The sequence below is a fragment of the Shinella sp. OV683 genome (genome assembly GCF_057787725.1).
Genome location: NZ_CM173543.1, coordinates 1,896,988 through 1,913,777 on the forward strand (window position 1 = coordinate 1,896,988; position 16,790 = coordinate 1,913,777).

Sequence of the window (16,790 nt, forward strand, 5' to 3'; positions counted from 1 at the left end):
GTCACTTCCCCATCGACGGTTTGCGAAGACGCGGATTGACGAGGATGCTCAGGACGTCCGCAAATGTATTGAGAATGATGAAGGCGCCGGCAAACACCAGGCCGCAGGCCTGGACGACCGGCAGGTCTCGCTTGGACACGCCATCCACCATGTACTGGCCGACGCCGGGGTAGACGAACACCACTTCGATGACCACCACGCCGGTGATCAGGTAAGCGAGGTTGAGCGCGATAACCGCGATGATCGGCGCCGCAGCATTCGGCAGGGCGTGCCGCACGATAACGCGCGAGCGCGACAGCCCCTTGAGGAACGCCATCTCGATATAGGGCTGCGACATGATCGACAGCACCGAGGAGCGCGTCATGCGCAGCATGTGCGCCATGACCAGCAGCGTCAGGGCCACCGCGGGCAGGGCGGCCGTATAGAGCTTCTGCCCGAATGACATGTCTGAATACACCGTCGCCAGGGATGGAAACCAATGGAGCCTGACGGCGAAAAACAGGATCAGCAGGTAGGCGATGAAGAATTCGGGAACTGAAATCGCCGCGAGCGATAAGATATTGGCCAGCTTGTCGATCCATTTGCCTTCGTTGATCGCGGCAAGGATACCCAGGCCAACTGCGAGCGGAACGGCGATGCAGGCAGCAAAGCCGGCAAGAAACAGCGTATCGCGGAAGCGTGGTCCGAGCGTCTTGACGATGTCTCGCTTGTTGGTGAGCGCCTTGCCGAAGTCTCCATGCATCACGCCGCCCAGCCACTCGCCGTAGCGGACATAGGCTGGTCGGTCGAGGCCGAGTTCGTGGCGGAATTCCTTGAGTGTTTCAGGTGTCGCGCCCTGGCCGAGCACCGCACTCGCGACGTCTCCGGGCAGGACTTCCGTCGCTGCGAAAATCAGTATGCTGACGGCAAACAACGTGACTATGCCGAGAATCAGTCGGGTCAATAACAAGCGTAGCATCTAGCCGCCCCTTTTTGTTGTTATGGGCATGTTGCCTATGCCGGTTCCGTTGTTCCCCACGAACCGACAGTCGAATGCATAGGCAATGTGCAGGCCGGACGAGCCGGCCTGCACAGGCTTGGATCAAGCGAACCAGGCCTTTTCAGCGACGCGCTGGTCGTCCAGGTCGTAACGTGCATGCGGCTTGACGCCCTGCACCTTCGGCGAGTAGCCGTCGAGGTAGTCGGTGATCGCAAAGCAGATCATGCCGCCGTCTTCGGCGATCATTTCCTGGCACTTGCCATAGATTTCCTTGCGCTTGGCATCGTCGAGCTCGATACGGGCCTCGGCGACCAGAGCATCGAATTCCGGCACCTTCCAGTTGGAGTCGTTCCAATCCGAAGCCGAACCGAACTCCTGTGTGAAGGTCTGGTCGGCCGTGAGACGGCGACCCCAGTAAACGGCGCAGAACGGAACCTTGAGCCAGACATTGTCCCAGTAACCGTCCGCGGAGACCTTGGTGACCGTGAGGTCGACGCCGGCCTTCTTGATGGATTCCTGGTAGATCTGGGCGCAGTCGACGGCCGAGCCCCAGGCGCCTTCCGACGTCTGCAGTTCGATCTTGGTGCCGGCGGCGAGGCCTGCCTTCTTGAAGTGGAAGGCGGCCTTGTCCGGATCGTAGGCGCGCTGCGGCATCGTCGAGTTGTAGTAAGGGTTCAACGGGTCGAGCGTGTGGTCGTTGCCGGGGATCGCATAGCCGTTATAGACCTGCTTGATGATCTTTTCGCGGTCGATACCATACTTGAGCGCCAGGCGGAGATCCTTGTTGGTGAAGGGATCCATGGTGACGCGTGAGACGAAGCAGAAGCGGTTGCCCGTGCCCTTGGTGCGAACGATGGCGAGGTTCGGGTCCTTCATCAGAAGGTCGACCGTGCGGGCATCGAGGCGGTTGGCGACATCGACTTCGCCAGACTGCAGTGCGGCGGTACGAGCGGCTGGATCCTGGATGTAGCGGATTTCGACCTGGTCGAAATTGCCGCGGCCCGGCTTCCAGTAGTCGCCGCGATTCTTGAAGACGATGCGGACGCCGGGCTCAAAGCTTTCCAGCGTATAGGCGCCCGTGCCGATCGGCTTGTCCCAGTCCGTGTGGTCCTTGGGGACAACCACGAGGTGATAGTCGCCGAGGATGGCCGGGAAGTCGGCGTTGCCGGCGCTGAGCGTGATGCCGACCTGCGTGGGCGAAAGCGCTTTGATCTCCACGATCGGCTCGAGGATGCCCTTGGCCGGCGATTTGGTTTCGCCGCGATGCAGGCCAATCGAATAGATGATGTCGTCGGCATCGAGCGTCTTGCCGTTCGAGAACTTGATACCCTGGCGGACATTGAACACCCAATCCTGGGCACCCGGCTGCACATCCCAGCTTTCGAGCAGTTCACCGGTAGGGTTGCCGTCGGCGTCGAATTCGACCAGGCAGTTCATGATGGCAAGCGAAGCGCCGATCATGATGGAGTCGGCGTAGGTGCGCGGGTCGAGCGAGTCGGAGGCCGAGCCGCCTTCCATGCCGAGACGAAGCGTACCGCCCTTCTTGGGTTCTGCAGCCTGGGCCTTGGAGAACATCGTGGAGGCAGCCGGAATGGCGATACCAGCGGCCATTGCGAGCTGCATGAAGTCACGGCGGGACAGACTGCCCTTGCGGGCCATCTGCTCGGCGCTCTTCAGTTTGCTTTCGAAGTCGTTCATTTTTTAGTCTCCCTTGTTATTGGTCTTTGAATGCGTGCCCAAGTTGTTGTTCCCCGAGGGCAATTTCCGAAAGATTTCACTTTCACACCTTAGCGTCAACATTGGAAAACGACGCAAAAGCTTCGTCTACCTGCGTTGATACGCGCGGCTGCACATCATTGGTTCGGATCGGAAGATAAAAAGCAACAGTCAGCGGAGTTCAGACGCCAAGCCAGCTCCGGAATGTTCATCCTGCAGTCTCCCAGTTCGCGCCCGCATGACAATATGCGCCGCAAGATCTCGACGTTGTTCCTTTGATGGTCCGGCTGCAAACGGTTTCCGCAGGTCCAGGGCCTATCAACGGAGTTTTTTGTTCCCATGCCAAGGCGTTTTTTGTTTTGCACGGTGATGGAACCCTGTCATCACCGCACTATTTTCATCCTTGTGCATTGCGAATTTACGGGTTCTCGAAAAGAAATCAACTGCCCAATGCAGGTACATCCGCCAATGTCATGGGCAAATCGATCAATTTTAGGCCTCTAATACTGGCGTTTTTGCTACCTGTAATTGTCTATTATGGACATTAGTGTCTTGTTTGGGGTATTTTTGTCTGCCGTTTCAAAGTTCTGATGCAATCACGGGCCGGGGCAAGACGTTTTGTGTCGCAAATACGCATTTCCTGCCTGATCGCGACGCGTGAATTTTTTTAGAATTTAATGCAAAAAAGTCCAAATTCACCATTGTTTAAGCTCTCACTAACGATCCGGTAAGATTGTGTCGCTAATGGTTTTAACGCGGCGGCTGAAAAATCCGCCACTCCGGATCAGGTATTGCGTACCGGAGATGCACTCGGCAGCGTAACCGCCGAGGAGCCATCGAGTTTTGGCGAACCGTGCTTCGCTCCGAAAGGGGACGGCACGGTTTTCGCCGCTTTATGGCTTGAGTGGTGCCGCTCAACGATCCACAAAAGCCTGAAGGCGACCCAGCGCTTCACCCCAAAGTTGCGAGACGCCATCCAGATAGTTTCGGGCCTCAATCATCGGTTCTGGCCGGAAGGCATATTGGCTCTCGCGACCGATACGATGGCAGACGACCAGGCCGACATCCTCAAGTACCCTGAGATGCTTGGTGACGGCCTGGCGTGTCAGTTCAGTGCCAGAAGAGAGCCGGGCGATCGACTGGCGCTCGCCGCCGCTCAATTTCGCGAGCAGCGACAGGCGTGTCTGGTCGCCCAGGGCAGCAAAGATCGGTGCGGTGTTCAAGGCAGTCGGCAGGGTTTCAAGATTCGACATGGGTCTTGATATTCTTGACTTGCTCTGCCCAGCCGCCATCGTTCATCCTGAAGGCTTCCGGCATGCGGTTTGCGGGGATTTTGTCGAAGCCGCTCTCAGTGACGGTCAGGTGGGTGCCATTGGCCGTGGGCTTGAGGCGGAACTCGACGAGCGTCGGCATCTCGTTGTCGTAATCGACCTTGGGATCGATCGCGTAGGGGTGCCAGGTAAAGGAGAAGAGATCGGGTTCCTTCATTTCCTTGATCATCACATTCCAGACAACATGTTCGAAGCCGGGATGGGTGATCTTGCCGCGTGCAGGTTTTCCCGGCTCGAATGGTGCCTCGATATTGACGCGAAACCACTGGCCGAATTCACGATGGTCTGTCAGCGCGCGCCAGACGCGTTCGACAGGCGCCTTGATCTCGATTGTCTTTTCGATGGTGTTGGTATTCTCGACGACATTTGACATATCAGCAACCTCCTGGTTGCCTATTTTACCCATATTCCAACATGAATGGCAACCAAAAAGTTGCCTATTTGCCTTTGCGGCAATGGAAGGCGGATGTCGACTTGCGCCTTGCATCGGCAAATGGCATGGCGGGGTGAGGTTTTCATCGGAGCTGAAATGGCCAAGGCTGTCATGTTGCAGGGCACGGGTTCGGATGTCGGAAAGACTGTGCTGGTCGCCGGCCTCTGCCGGCTTGCGGCCAATCGCGGCCTGAAAGTCCAGCCGTTCAAGCCGCAGAACATGTCCAACAATGCCGCCGTCAGCGACGATGGCGGCGAGATCGGCCGGGCGCAGTGGTTGCAGGCTTTGGCATGCCGGGTGCCGTCGTCGGTGCATATGAATCCGGTGCTGCTCAAGCCACAGACCGATCATGGCAGCCAGATCATCGTCCAGGGCAAGGTCTATGGTCAGGCGAAGGCGCGCGATTACCAGCGGCTGAAGCCGGAACTGCTGGGCAAGGTGCTCGAGAGCTTTGCTATTGTCGGCGAGGATGCGGATCTCGTTATCGTCGAAGGCGCCGGCTCGCCGGCGGAGATCAACCTGCGCAAGGGCGATATCGCCAATATGGGGTTTGCACGTGCCGCCAACGTGCCCGTGGTACTGGTCGGCGATATCGATCGCGGCGGGGTGATCGCGTCCGTGGTCGGGACGCATCTGATACTGCCACCGGAGGACCGGGCGATGGTGGCGGGCTACATTATCAACAAGTTCCGCGGTGATATCTCGCTGTTCGATGATGGGATCAAGGCGATCGAAGGCTTTACCCAGTGGCCTTGTTTCGGCGTCGTGCCCTGGCTGAAGGCTGCAGGACGGTTGCCGGCCGAGGACTCCGTGACGCTGGAGAGGTTGGCAAAGGGCGAGCGCGCTGCGCTGAAGATTGCTGTTCCGGTGACGCCTCGCATTGCCAATTTCGACGATTTCGACGCGCTGAAGGGCGAGGCGGCAGTCGAGCTGGTCTTCGTCAAGCCGGGCGAACGCATGCCGTCCGACGCAGGCCTGATCGTGCTGGCTGGCTCCAAATCAACGATCGCCGATCTCATTGTGCTACGGGCCGAAGGATGGGATGCTGAGATCAAGGCGCATGCGCGGCGTGGCGGCCGGGTCATCGGTATTTGCGGCGGCTACCAGATGCTTGGCCAGACGATCCGCGATCCGCTCGGCCTCGAGGGCTCGGTGCGCGAAGTCGAGGGGCTTGGCCTGTTGGATGTGACGACAGTCATGGCGCCGGAAAAGCGGCTTGCCAATAGCCAGGCGCGCTCGCTTGCCTATGATGTCGGGCTTGCAGGCTACGAGATCCATCTCGGTGAAACGACGGGCGCTGACTGCGCGCGTCCCTATGTCTCGATCGAGAGCCGGCCGGATGGCGCCATGTCGGCCGATGGCAATGTCGTCGGTACGTATCTGCACCGGCTGTTCGACAGCGATGATTTCCGCCGCGAGCTGCTGGCGAGCTTTGGTATTCGTGGCGGCGGCTTTGATTATCGTGCTGATGTTGACGCCGCGCTCGACGAGGTGGCGGCCGAGCTTGAGGCGGTGCTCGACGAGAAATGGCTTGCCTCGTTTCTTGGGCGCGCGTGAGCGTATCTGAAATAAAACAAACAATAACGCGCCTTGTTGCGAATAAAGCCCGTTTAACGCCCGTTCTCACAAGCAGTAAAAGCTAAAACTGCTGAATTGTCGTGCTTTTTATTCCAGTTCGGATATGTATTTCGCAACGACAAGGGGCTGTTCTGAAACGAGTTTTCAGCGGGAACAGGGGGAAGTCATGAAACTGTCCAAGCATCTCAATATGTTGATGGCGTCTGCTGTCAGCGTGTCGCTCGCCGCGTCACCGATCGGCGTGATGCCGTCCTATGCACAGAATGCTCCCGCCGCGGAAGCACCCAGCGATGCAGGCTGGCAGAAGGAGTTCCAGCTCTGGCGCTCGGTGTCGAAGTCCGGCAAGGCTGCTGACTATCAATCCTATCTCAAGGCCTATCCGGCCGGCAAATTCGCAAGTGTTGCGAAGCAGCGCATCGACAGCCTGAATGGTGTTGTCACCACCGACGCTGCAAAGCCGGCCGATGACGCCACGGCTGCCAAGCAGACGGCGGTTGTCGCCGACGATCAGGCTGCTGACGCCAAGCCGGTCATGGCTGCGGATGCGGTCGATGCGGACGCGGAAAAGAAGCGCGACCTCGAGCTCTGGCGCCAGGTTTCCAAGACCGGCAAGCAGGCCGACTATGAGAAATATCTGAAGGCCTTCCCAAAGGGCAAGTTCGCCAAGATCGCCAAGACGCGGATCGAAAGCCTTATAGCCGCCGCCACACCGCCGGCGGCTGACGCGCTGGATACGGAAGCTGCGCAGGCCGATGACGCGACACAGGCCAACGATCAGGGGCAGCCGGAGCAGGCGCAGGATCAATCGCAGGATCAGGGTCAGGAACAAGCTCAGGATCAGTCTGCCCCAGCCGATGATGCCGGTCAGCAGGATCAGGCCCAGGTGGACGACGCCCAACAGCAGGATCAGGCTGCAGCGCAGGCCGATGATGCCCAGCCGCAGGAACAGGCAAAGGCGCCTGCCGGTGACTGGGAACAGGAGTATGCTCTGTGGAAGGCTGCCTCCGACGGCAATACCGTCAAGGAGTACGAGGCCTATCTGAGCACTTATCCGAAGGGCAAGTTCGCAGCGATCGCGCAGGCCCGCATCGTCCAGCTGGCCGCTGCCGAGCAGCCCGCAGACAATGTTGCGGAAGGTGACGAGCAGCCACTCGACCAGCAGGCAAACACTGCCAAGCAGCCTGACGATCATAGCCAGACTCAGTCGCAGGACCAAAATCAGGATCAGCCGCAAGATCAGGCCCAGGACCAGAACCAGCCGCAAGCTGACGATCAGTCCAACCAGACGGACCAGGCCAACCAGATGGATCCGAACCAGGATCCCAATCAGGCGCAGGCCGATGACCAGTCGCAGATGGCTGCCAATCAGCAGGATAACCAGAATCAGAACGACATGGGCCAGAATGCCCAGCCGGACCAGAACATCCAATACACCGAAGGCACGCCGGAAACCGAGGATGAATTCCTCAACCGCGAAGCTCGACATGAATTGCAGGGCCGCCTGACTTCGCTCGGCTATGACACGTTCGGCAGCGACGGCTCCTTCGGCCCCAACAGCCGCACTGCGATCAGCAACTGGCAGACCGACAACGGCGCACCGGTGACCGGCTATCTCTCCGGCGACCAGATCGCCCAGATTCGCAAGCTGTCGCAGGTCTCTTACGCAAACTGGCTGAATTCTCAGCAGGCGGTGGTCGAGCAGCAGGTCGTTCGTCCGCGTCGCGAAAAGATCGTGGTGATCGAGGAACGTCGCAACCCGGCTCTTGATGCGGCGATTGCGGTCGGCGTACTCGGCGCTGTCGTCGGTGCTCACCGGGTCGGCCGGTACAAGGTTGGACGCGCGCGACCGGGCCGTGTTCAGGTTATCGGCAAGTTCAAGTTCGGCAAGGTTCAAGGATGCCGTAAGAAGCGCCGCTGCTGAACTGACCGGCCTATCAAATTTTAGGACGACGGGCCGCATTGCGGCCCGTTTTCGCGTCTGGCGGTGTCGCGAATGAGATTGACTTCGAGCCGTCAAAAACATAATCATCGTGATGTGTTTGGTTCCCAGCGGGCGCAAAGCCCAAGGGATCAAAAGGGAACGGGACGAATGGACCCATATTGGGCATTTCTATCCCGGCCGACCCCGCGACTGTAGAGCGGCTGAGGTATTCCCAGGAACTGTTTGGAAGAGGTTGCGTGCAAAGGGCGTGGTGCCCGAGGCGCTTTTTTTCGAAGCAGTTCCAAAGCCACTGAAACGGCCTTGCGGCAACACGGGCGGGACGCCTCCTTTCTACGAATCGTCCACTCGCGCATGGCTAAAAGTTTCGGGAAGGCGAGGGGATGCTGCATGCCCAAAGGTCTAGTCCTTTGGGCGGGAACCGTGAGCCAGGAGACCTGCCAGACAAGACCACGGCGCCTAATCCGCGTCTCTTTTTGTATTTTGCCAGCAGCACGGAGGTTGTTATGGCTCAGGCTTCTTCTATTTCTTCTACCAAGATCGTTACCGTTTCGGATCGTTTCACGGCAGGCATTCTTGCCCTGCTCGTCGGTTCCTTCCTGATCTTTGGTGCAGGCTTTGCGCATTCGAACGTGTTGCATGACACGGCGCATGACGTTCGCCACGCCAACGGCTTTCCCTGCCACTAAAGGTCCACTCAAATGGTTGTCAAATATCTCTTGGCTGCGCTTGTGGCCGGGCTGATTGCTGGTGCGATTCAAACCGTCGCCCAGCAAGCCAAAGTCGTGCCGTTGATTCTCGAAGCCGAAAAGTATGAAAATGCTCCGGTGGCGACACCAGATCACACGACGGGCCTTAACCTGTTGATCGTCAGCAAGGCCAGTGCCCACGAGCACGAAGCTGCTGCTACACCTGCCGGCGAGGAAGAAGAAGGCGGCATGCTGCTCGGCGTCAGCCGGATCACCGGAACGCTGATGGGTGATCTGGTCACGGGTGCCGGCTTTGCGTTGTTGATGATGGCGGTCAGCCTGTTTACCGGGCGGACCGTGACGTTGGCGACTGGCGCCCTTTGGGGTGGCGTTGCGTGGCTGACATTCCATCTGTTTCCGGCGATCGGCCTGCCGCCCGAACTTCCCGGATTTCCGGCGGCTGATCTTTTCGATCGGCAGATGTGGTGGCTTGGCACCGTGGTCGTGTCAGCGATTGCACTCTATCTCATCATCCTGCGCAAGGAGCCATGGGCCAAGGCAATCGGTGTCGTGCTGCTGTTCGTGCCCCACCTGATCGGCGCACCGCAGCCGGCTGACGAAGCCACCAACGTGCCGGCGATCCTGGCCGCAGAATTTGCCGTCGCCACGCTTTCGGCCGGTCTGTTCTTCTGGATCGTGCTCGGGCTCGTCATGGGTGCGATCAACGACCGTTGGCTCAAGACCGCCTGATGGAAAACGCTCCCTCCGGCGCCGTTCTGGTACTGGGCGGAGCACGCTCCGGAAAATCCGCTTTTGCCGAGGGGCTGGTCGCCGAGACCGGCCTCTCGCGTCATTACATCGCCACGGGCCGTGCCTGGGATGCGGAGATGCAGGCGCGGATCGCCCATCATCGCCAAACGCGCGGTGACGGCTGGACCACGCATGAGGAGCCGCTCGATCTGGTTTCGCGGCTGGGTGCGTTGGATGATGCAGGCAATGTAATTCTCATCGATTGCCTGACGCTCTGGGTCACGAATCTGATGCTCGAAGAGCGCGACATTGCGGCTGCGAGCTCCGACTTATGTGCGTGTCTCAGTGGGATGAAGGCAAAGGTCGTGCTCGTCTCCAATGAGGTCGGCCTCGGCATCGTGCCGGAAAACAAGATGGCGCGCGACTTCCGCGATCACGCGGGACGGCTCCATCAGCAAATCGCGGCGATTGCACGCGAAGTCTATTTCATAGCGGCCGGGTTGCCGCTGAAGATGAAGGGTTGAAGAGATGCAGAAGATTCCTGCGACGGTGATCACCGGCTTCCTGGGTGCCGGCAAGACGACGATGATCCGCAACATGCTGATGAATGCCGAAGGCCGCAAGATTGCCCTGATCATCAATGAATTCGGTGATCTCGGCGTCGATGGCGACGTGCTGAAGGGCTGCGGTGCGGAAGCCTGCACTGAGGACGATATCATCGAGCTCAACAATGGCTGCATCTGCTGCACGGTTGCCGACGATTTCATCCCGACGATGGAAAAGCTCTTGGCCCGCAAAGACCGCCCCGATCACATCATCATCGAGACATCCGGCCTTGCCCTGCCGCAGCCGCTGGTCGCGGCCTTCAACTGGCCAGGCATCAAGACGGCGGTCACGGTCGATGGCGTTATTACCGTTGTCGATAGCGCCGCTGTCGCCGCCGGGCGCTTTGCCGACGATCATGATGCGCTGCATGCTCAGCGCGTCGAGGATCAGGGGCTGGATCACGAAAGCCCGATCGAAGAACTGTTCGAAGACCAGCTGACTGCCGCCGACCTGATCATTCTGAACAAGGCAGATCTCCTGGATGCCAAGGGTTTGCAGGGCGTGCGCGATATCGTCTCGGGCGCAATCGCCCGCAAGCCGCGCATGATCGAGGCACGCAATGGCGATATTCCGGCCTCCGTACTGCTCGGTCTGGGTGTCGGCACCGAAAGCGACATCGAAAACCGCAAGTCGCATCACGAGCTCGAGCATGAAGGTGCGCCGCACGATCATGACCATGACGAGTTCGAGAGCTTCGTGGTCGAGCTGGGCGCGATTGCTGAGCCCAAGAGCTTCATCGATCAGCTCAAGCCGTTGATCGACAAGCACGACATCCTGCGTCTCAAGGGCTTTGCCGAAGTCAAGGGCAAGCCGATGCGGCTGGTCATCCAGGCCGTCGGCTCGCGCATCGACAGCTATTTCGACCGCCCGTGGGCGCCCGATGAGGTTCGCAGCACCCGCTTGGTGGTGATTGGCCTACATGACGAGATGGACGATGTGGCTATTATCGGCGAGATCAAGGCGCTGGGGTTGAACAATGTATCATGAAATGATACATTGACGCAGTCTTGAGATGCGAACGAGTGCCCTGTCGAGGAGGCAAAGTTGATTGTCTCCTATCGTGACAAGCGGAGCGCGGAGATTGCTGAAGGAAAGGCGCCGAGGGGCTTTCCGCCGGATGTGCTGCAGTCTGCTCGCCGAAAGCTAACGATCCTTCACTATGCCAAATCGGTGGAAGATCTGCGTATTCCGCCGGGAAACAGGCTGGAGAAACTCAAGGCAAATCGTGACGGCCAATATTCCATCCGGATCAATGCGCAATGGCGCATCTGCTTCAGATGGACGGAACATGGACCGGATGATGTCGAGATCGTGGATTATCACTGATGGAAACTATGAAATACTACGCTGAACTCCCTGCCATTCATCCAGGTGAAATCCTCAGGGAAGAGTATTTGAAGCCTGTTGGCCTGAGCGCCGGCGGATTGGCAAAGCGTCTAGGCGTGCCCCGGACGCGTATCGAACGATTGATTGCGGAGGAGACATCCGTGACCGTCGATACCGCGCTTCGCCTGGCAAAGTTTTTCGGTACCAGCCCTGATCTCTGGATGTCGATGCAGACGGGGTATGATTTCAAGATCGCGCAAGTCGAGAAAGCGGAATCGCTCAAGGCGATTGTCCCGCTTGAAGCGGCCTGATGCATCTTCTTCTTGCCCAGAAAGGCTCGATTTCCGATAGCGACGAGGCGTTCGACCTTGGCCAGACGCCGGGCGATATCCTGTTCCTGTCGGCAGCCGATACCGAGATCGCCAGCGTTGCTGTTGTGGCAAATCGAGGCGCGGTCTCCTGGCGGCTGGTCAATCTTGCCAGCCTGAAACATCCGATGTCGATCGACATGTGGATCGAAAAGACGGCGCGGCATGCCAAGCTCGTTGTGTTTCGCGGGCTCGGCGGCGTCAGCTATTTCTCCTATCTCATCGAAGCACTGATGGCCGCAGCGCGCGCGCATGGCTTTCAGCTTGCGGTCTTGCCGGGCGACGACCGGCCCGACGCAGGGCTCGATCCTTGGTCGACGGTGGCGAAAGAGGATAGCGGGGCACTCTGGTCCTATCTGGTGGAGGGTGGCAGCGAAAATCTCGCCCGCTTTGCTTGTTTTGCAGAGGCGCTGGTTTCGGGCGGAGAGCGGCCGCAAGCTGCAGAAAAGCTCGCCAAGGCTGGTATCTGGTGGCCGGGCAGGGGTGTGATTGATGTTAGCGAATGGCAGGCTCTGTCCGGCCGGTCACTGGCTTACGCGGGACCTCTCGCCGTCATCACCTTCTATCGAGCCCTCGTGCAAAGCGGGCAGACGGAGCCTGTCGAGGCGTTGGTCGATGCGCTGGCCCGTCACGGCCTCCGCGTGTTGCCGATCTTCGTTTCCAGCCTCAAGGAACCGGTGTCCGCGAAGCTGATCCGAGATCTGTTCGCCGATCATGCCCCTGACGTTGTACTGAATTCCACGAGCTTTGCTGTCGTGTCGCCCGGCGCTGACAAGACCGGCACGGTGCTGGACGAGACCGGCGCCCAGGTCTTCCAGGTAATTTTCTCCAGCTCCACCCGAGAGAGTTGGTTGGGTTCTTCGATGGGGCTTTCGGCCCGCGACCTCGGCATGAATGTTGCGCTGCCCGAAGTGGACGGCCGTGTGCTGACGCGTGCCGTGTCCTTCAAGCGTGCCGCGACCTTCGATGAGCGGGCTGAGGTCAATATTGTCGCGCCGGTGGCCGAGCCGGACAGGATCGAGTTCGTCGCCAAGTTGGCTGCCCGCTGGGCGCGGCTCAGGCATCTCGGAAACAGCGACAAGCACATAGCGCTGATCCTCGCCAACTATCCCAACCGGGACGGGCGGCTGGGCAATGGCGTGGGCCTCGACACTCCGGCAGGTTCGCTGGAGGTCTTGAAGGCCATGCGCGATTCAGGCTATCTCACGGGCGATCTGCCTGCCGACGGCGATAGCCTGATCAACCATCTTATGAACGGTCCGACAAATGCGGCGACCGATGGGCGGGTGATCCGCGAGACGCTTTCCCTCAATCAATACAATGCCTTCTTCGCTGGTCTGCCCATTCAGATTCAGGACGAGGTGACGGCACGCTGGGGTAAGCCGCAAGATGATCCGTTCTTTCTCGACGGCGTATTTGCCTTGCCGCTGGCGCGCTTTGGCAATGTGTTGACAGGCATACAGCCAGCGCGTGGCTACAACATCAATCCTAAGGACAGCTACCATTCGCCGGACCTCGTGCCGCCGCATGGCTATTTCGCCTTCTATGCTTTCATCCGCGAAGCCTTTGGCGCCGATGCCGTGATCCACATGGGCAAGCACGGCAATATGGAGTGGCTCCCCGGCAAGGCCATGGCGTTGTCGGCAACGTGCTACCCAGAAGCGGCGTTCGGTGCGATGCCGCATCTCTACCCGTTCATCGTCAACGATCCCGGTGAAGGCACGCAAGCCAAGCGGCGCTCGTCGGCCGTCATCATCGACCACCTGACGCCGCCGCTGACACGCGCGGAAAGCTACGGTTACCTGAAGGATCTGGAAGCGCTGGTCGATGAATATTACCAGGCGCAGGGCACGGATCCGCGACGGCTGGTGCTCCTGAAGAAACAGATCCTCGAGCTGGCGGGCGATACCGGCCTGCGTCACGATGCCGGTATCGACGGACTCGATGAGGACATGGCGCTGCAGAAGCTCGACGCTTGGCTTTGCGACCTCAAGGAGTTGCAGATCCGCGATGGCCTGCATGTGTTCGGCGTGTCGCCAGAGGGGCGATTGCTGACCGATCTGACGGTTGCGCTCGCCCGCGTTCCGCGAGGGACTGGCGAGGGCGGCGAGCAGAGTTTGCATCGGGCGATTGCGGGGGATTTGCTGGCATACCCCCCTCTGTCCTGCCGGACATCTCCCCCTCAAGGGGGGAGAACGGATGGAGTTCCCCTATCGGCTCAAAACGCCGTGGCAAGTTCAGAACCGGATGGCAGCTCGCGGCAGAGCGGCGGCCGCGAGTCAATCTCCCCCCCTGAGGGGGAGATGCCCGGCAGGGCAGAGGGGGGTGCTGCAGCATTGGACCCTCTCGACTGTGATATGGCTAGCGAATGGACTGGCCCAAAGCCAGCCGTCTTGTCTGAGCTCGCCGACACCCCCTGGCGCACCAACGGCGACACGGTCGAGCGGATAGAATTGCTGGCTGCAAAATTGGTGGCGGGCGAAATCACCTGTCCAGACGATTGGCCTCAAACACGCCTCGTCATGCAAGAGGTCGTCGCTCACCTAAAGCCGTCCATCACAGCCTGCGGCAAAGCCGAGATCGATGCCCTAATGCGCGGCCTCTCCGGCCGGTTCGTCTCGCCCGGGCCATCCGGCGCGCCGACGCGCGGGCGGCCGGATGTGCTACCCACCGGCAAGAATTTCTATTCGGTCGACACACGCTCGGTACCGACGCCGACGGCCTGGACACTGGGGAAGAAGTCCGCCGAGCTATTGGTGACCCGCTATGTGCAGGATCACGGCGATTGGCCGACCTCGTTCGGCATCACATGCTGGGGCACGTCGAATATGCGCACCGGCGGCGACGACATCGCCCAGGCGCTGGCGCTGATTGGCGCCAAGCCGCTCTGGGACATGAGTTCGGCACGGGTCACGGGCTATGAGATCATCCCGATGGCCATGCTTGGCCGGCCACGGGTGGACGTGACGCTGCGGATTTCCGGCTTCTTTCGCGATGCCTTTCCCGAGCAGATCACGCTGTTTGATCGTGCAGTGCGTGCCATCGGCGCGCTCGATGAGGATGCTGCGGACAATCCGATCGCCGCGCGCATGAAGGCTGAGGCTTCCGACAATGACAGGCGTCGCGCTGGCCATCGCATATTTGGCTCCAAGCCGGGCTCTTATGGTGCCGGCTTGCAGGCGTTGATGGATGAAGGCGGCTGGGAAGACAAAGCCGAGCTGGCCGAAAGCTTCCTGGAGTGGGGCGGCTATGTCTATGGCGTCGATGGCGAAGGCGTCGAAGATAAGGAGTTGTTTGCCGAGCGGCTCAAGAGCCTGCAGGCCGTTGTCCAGAACCAGGACAATCGCGAGCACGACCTGCTCGATTCCGATGACTATTATCAGTTCCAGGGCGGTATGGCGGCGGCGGTCGCGCATCTCTCCGGCCAGCAGCCCTCTATCTATCACAACGACCATTCACGGCCTGAGAGACCTGTCATCCGCTCGCTCGAGGAAGAGATTTCGCGCGTCGTTCGCGGCCGGGTCGTCAATCCCAAATGGATCGCCGGCGCCATGCGCCACGGCTACAAAGGTGCGGCGGAGATTGCCGCGACGGTCGACTTCATGTTCGCCTATGCCGCCACGACCGGCGCGGTCAAAAGTCACCATTTCGAGGCAGCCTACGAGGCTTTCCTTGTCGATCAGCAGGTTCAGGATTTCCTGTCGGAGAAGAACCCGGCGGCGCTGAAGGAATTGGCGGCAAAGTTTCTTGAAGCGATGGATCGATCGCTATGGGCGCCGAAATCGAATTCGGCGCGATTTGAATTGGAGGAGATGGTGAGACCGGCCAAATTGGCTGAGCCTTGAAAATCCATACCGCTTAGTGTACATGTTTACGTACATAAAAAGGATTTTAGTCATGGCTCATATCAACGTTTCAGACTTTCGCCAGAACCTGGCGGCGCATCTGGATGCAGTCGAAGAAAGCCGCGCTCCGCTTTTCGTGACCCGCAGCAAAGGCAAGGCGTTCGTGGTGATCTCTGAAGAAGAGTACGAAAGCATGGCAGAAACTCTGCATTTGCTGTCAAATCCGGTGAACGCTCAGCGACTGAGAGATTCGATAGCGTCGCTGGAGGCTGGTAGGATCATCATGAAGGACGCTTCGGATTTCGATGAATGAAGAACATTCATTGGACCGAGCAGGCTTGGGAAGAATATATCTACTGGCAAGAGAACGATGGACAAATGGCGTCCAAAATAAATGCCCTTGTCAAAGATTGCCTTCGGTCTCCCTTTATTGGCATTGGAAAGCCTGAACCGTTGAGAGGTGAGCTATCCGGCTTTTGGTCGCGTCGAGTAACAGCTGAACACCGCTTCATCTACAAAGTTTTCGGCAAGCCGGATAACTTTGTTCTATCGGTCATTGCATGCCGCTTCCACTATGACAATTTGCAGAAAAGAAGAATCAATTGACCGAAGAAACCCAGGAAGTCACCCACGATGACGCCCGCCACGCCGAAAAGATGGCCAAGAAGAAGGCCGCGCGCGACAAGATCATGGCCACCAAGACGGGCGAGAAGGGCCTGATCATCGTCCATACCGGCAAGGGCAAGGGGAAGTCGACCGCTGGTTTCGGCATGATCTTCCGCCACATTGCTCACGGCATGCCCTGCGCGGTCGTGCAATTCATCAAAGGGGCGATGGTCACCGGCGAGCGCGAATTGATCGAGAAGCATTTCTCCGACATCTGTGAATTCTACACGATGGGCGAGGGGTTTACCTGGGAAACGCAGGACCGGGCGAGGGATGTCGCCACTGCCCAGGCCGCCTGGGAAAAAGCCAAGGAGTTGATCCGAGGTGGGAAATCGCTGGTGCTGCTGGACGAAATCAACATCGCACTGCGTTACGACTATATCGACATCAAGGACGTCATCGAGTTCCTCGAAACCGACAAGCCGCCGATGACCCATGTCGTGCTGACGGGGCGCAATGCCAAGGACGAACTGATGGAGATTGCCGATCTCGTCACCGAGATGGAACTGATCAAGCACCCCTTCCGCTCCGGCATCAAGGGTCAGAAGGGCATCGAATTCTAAG

16 protein-coding genes and 1 riboswitch are annotated in these 16,790 nt (G+C 59.2%); of the genes, 12 read left to right on the forward strand and 4 right to left on the reverse strand.

Going from position 1 to position 16,790, the window contains the following annotated elements:
- Position 1: 1 nt before the first annotated feature.
- From ACXHRN_RS09025 to ACXHRN_RS09040, 4 genes are all read right to left on the reverse strand, one after another.
- Entirely contained in the window at positions 2-958 is a 957-nt protein-coding gene (locus ACXHRN_RS09025; RefSeq protein ID WP_488640982.1) for an ABC transporter permease, read from the reverse strand.
- A gap of 123 nt (positions 959-1,081) precedes the next feature.
- Positions 1,082-2,677, reverse strand: coding sequence for an ABC transporter substrate-binding protein (locus ACXHRN_RS09030; RefSeq protein ID WP_488640983.1), 1,596 nt, complete (start codon positions 2,675-2,677; stop codon positions 1,082-1,084).
- 932 nt (positions 2,678-3,609) lie between these two features.
- Positions 3,610-3,948 carry an ArsR/SmtB family transcription factor gene (locus ACXHRN_RS09035; RefSeq protein ID WP_488640984.1) on the reverse strand — a complete coding sequence of 113 codons (339 nt, stop codon included), beginning with the start codon at positions 3,946-3,948 and terminating at the stop codon, positions 3,610-3,612.
- Positions 3,935-4,399 carry an SRPBCC family protein gene (locus tag ACXHRN_RS09040; RefSeq protein ID WP_488640985.1) on the reverse strand — a complete coding sequence of 155 codons (465 nt, stop codon included), beginning with the start codon at positions 4,397-4,399 and terminating at the stop codon, positions 3,935-3,937. Before ACXHRN_RS09040 ends, ACXHRN_RS09035 begins: the two co-directional genes overlap by 14 nt.
- Before the next feature lie 156 nt (positions 4,400-4,555).
- Between ACXHRN_RS09040 and ACXHRN_RS09045 the strand changes: the two genes are divergently transcribed.
- The 12 genes from ACXHRN_RS09045 to cobO all read left to right on the forward strand — a co-directional run bounded on the left by ACXHRN_RS09045 (position 4,556) and on the right by cobO (position 16,789).
- Entirely contained in the window at positions 4,556-6,016 is a 1,461-nt protein-coding gene (locus ACXHRN_RS09045) for a cobyric acid synthase (protein WP_488640986.1), read from the forward strand.
- Positions 6,017-6,203: 187 nt separating this feature from the next.
- On the forward strand, positions 6,204-7,958 hold the full coding sequence (locus ACXHRN_RS09050; RefSeq protein WP_488640987.1) for a peptidoglycan-binding domain-containing protein: 1,755 nt from the start codon (positions 6,204-6,206) through the stop codon (positions 7,956-7,958).
- A gap of 102 nt (positions 7,959-8,060) precedes the next feature.
- A riboswitch (cobalamin riboswitch) is annotated at positions 8,061-8,435 on the forward strand.
- A 47-nt stretch (positions 8,436-8,482) separates the two neighbouring features.
- Complete coding sequence (locus tag ACXHRN_RS09055; protein ID WP_488640988.1) at positions 8,483-8,665, forward strand: CbtB domain-containing protein; 183 nt, start codon at positions 8,483-8,485, stop codon at positions 8,663-8,665.
- Positions 8,666-8,677: 12 nt separating this feature from the next.
- Complete coding sequence (locus ACXHRN_RS09060; protein ID WP_488640989.1) at positions 8,678-9,415, forward strand: CbtA family protein; 738 nt, start codon at positions 8,678-8,680, stop codon at positions 9,413-9,415.
- Positions 9,415-9,939: a bifunctional adenosylcobinamide kinase/adenosylcobinamide-phosphate guanylyltransferase gene (cobU, locus tag ACXHRN_RS09065; protein WP_488640990.1), complete on the forward strand. Its 525-nt coding sequence runs from the start codon at positions 9,415-9,417 to the stop codon at positions 9,937-9,939. The genes ACXHRN_RS09060 and cobU overlap by 1 nt, the downstream gene beginning before the upstream one ends.
- Before the next feature lie 4 nt (positions 9,940-9,943).
- A complete protein-coding gene (cobW, locus tag ACXHRN_RS09070; RefSeq protein WP_488640991.1) occupies positions 9,944-11,008 on the forward strand; it encodes a cobalamin biosynthesis protein CobW in 1,065 nt (354 codons plus the stop codon).
- A gap of 57 nt (positions 11,009-11,065) precedes the next feature.
- Positions 11,066-11,347, forward strand: coding sequence for a type II toxin-antitoxin system RelE/ParE family toxin (locus ACXHRN_RS09075; protein ID WP_488640992.1), 282 nt, complete (start codon positions 11,066-11,068; stop codon positions 11,345-11,347).
- Positions 11,347-11,658 (forward strand): HigA family addiction module antitoxin, encoded by a 312-nt coding sequence (locus tag ACXHRN_RS09080; RefSeq protein WP_488640993.1) that lies wholly within the window; start codon positions 11,347-11,349, stop codon positions 11,656-11,658. Before ACXHRN_RS09075 ends, ACXHRN_RS09080 begins: the two co-directional genes overlap by 1 nt.
- Positions 11,658-15,560 carry a cobaltochelatase subunit CobN gene (cobN, locus tag ACXHRN_RS09085; RefSeq protein ID WP_488640994.1) on the forward strand — a complete coding sequence of 1,301 codons (3,903 nt, stop codon included), beginning with the start codon at positions 11,658-11,660 and terminating at the stop codon, positions 15,558-15,560. Before ACXHRN_RS09080 ends, cobN begins: the two co-directional genes overlap by 1 nt.
- 52 nt (positions 15,561-15,612) lie before the next feature.
- Positions 15,613-15,873, forward strand: a complete 261-nt coding sequence (locus tag ACXHRN_RS09090) for a type II toxin-antitoxin system Phd/YefM family antitoxin (RefSeq protein WP_488640995.1) — start codon at positions 15,613-15,615, stop codon at positions 15,871-15,873.
- Positions 15,870-16,166 carry a Txe/YoeB family addiction module toxin gene (locus ACXHRN_RS09095; protein ID WP_488640996.1) on the forward strand — a complete coding sequence of 99 codons (297 nt, stop codon included), beginning with the start codon at positions 15,870-15,872 and terminating at the stop codon, positions 16,164-16,166. The genes ACXHRN_RS09090 and ACXHRN_RS09095 overlap by 4 nt, the downstream gene beginning before the upstream one ends.
- Positions 16,163-16,789 (forward strand): cob(I)yrinic acid a,c-diamide adenosyltransferase, encoded by a 627-nt coding sequence (cobO, locus tag ACXHRN_RS09100; RefSeq protein WP_488640997.1) that lies wholly within the window; start codon positions 16,163-16,165, stop codon positions 16,787-16,789. The genes ACXHRN_RS09095 and cobO overlap by 4 nt, the downstream gene beginning before the upstream one ends.
- Position 16,790: the final 1 nt, after the last annotated feature.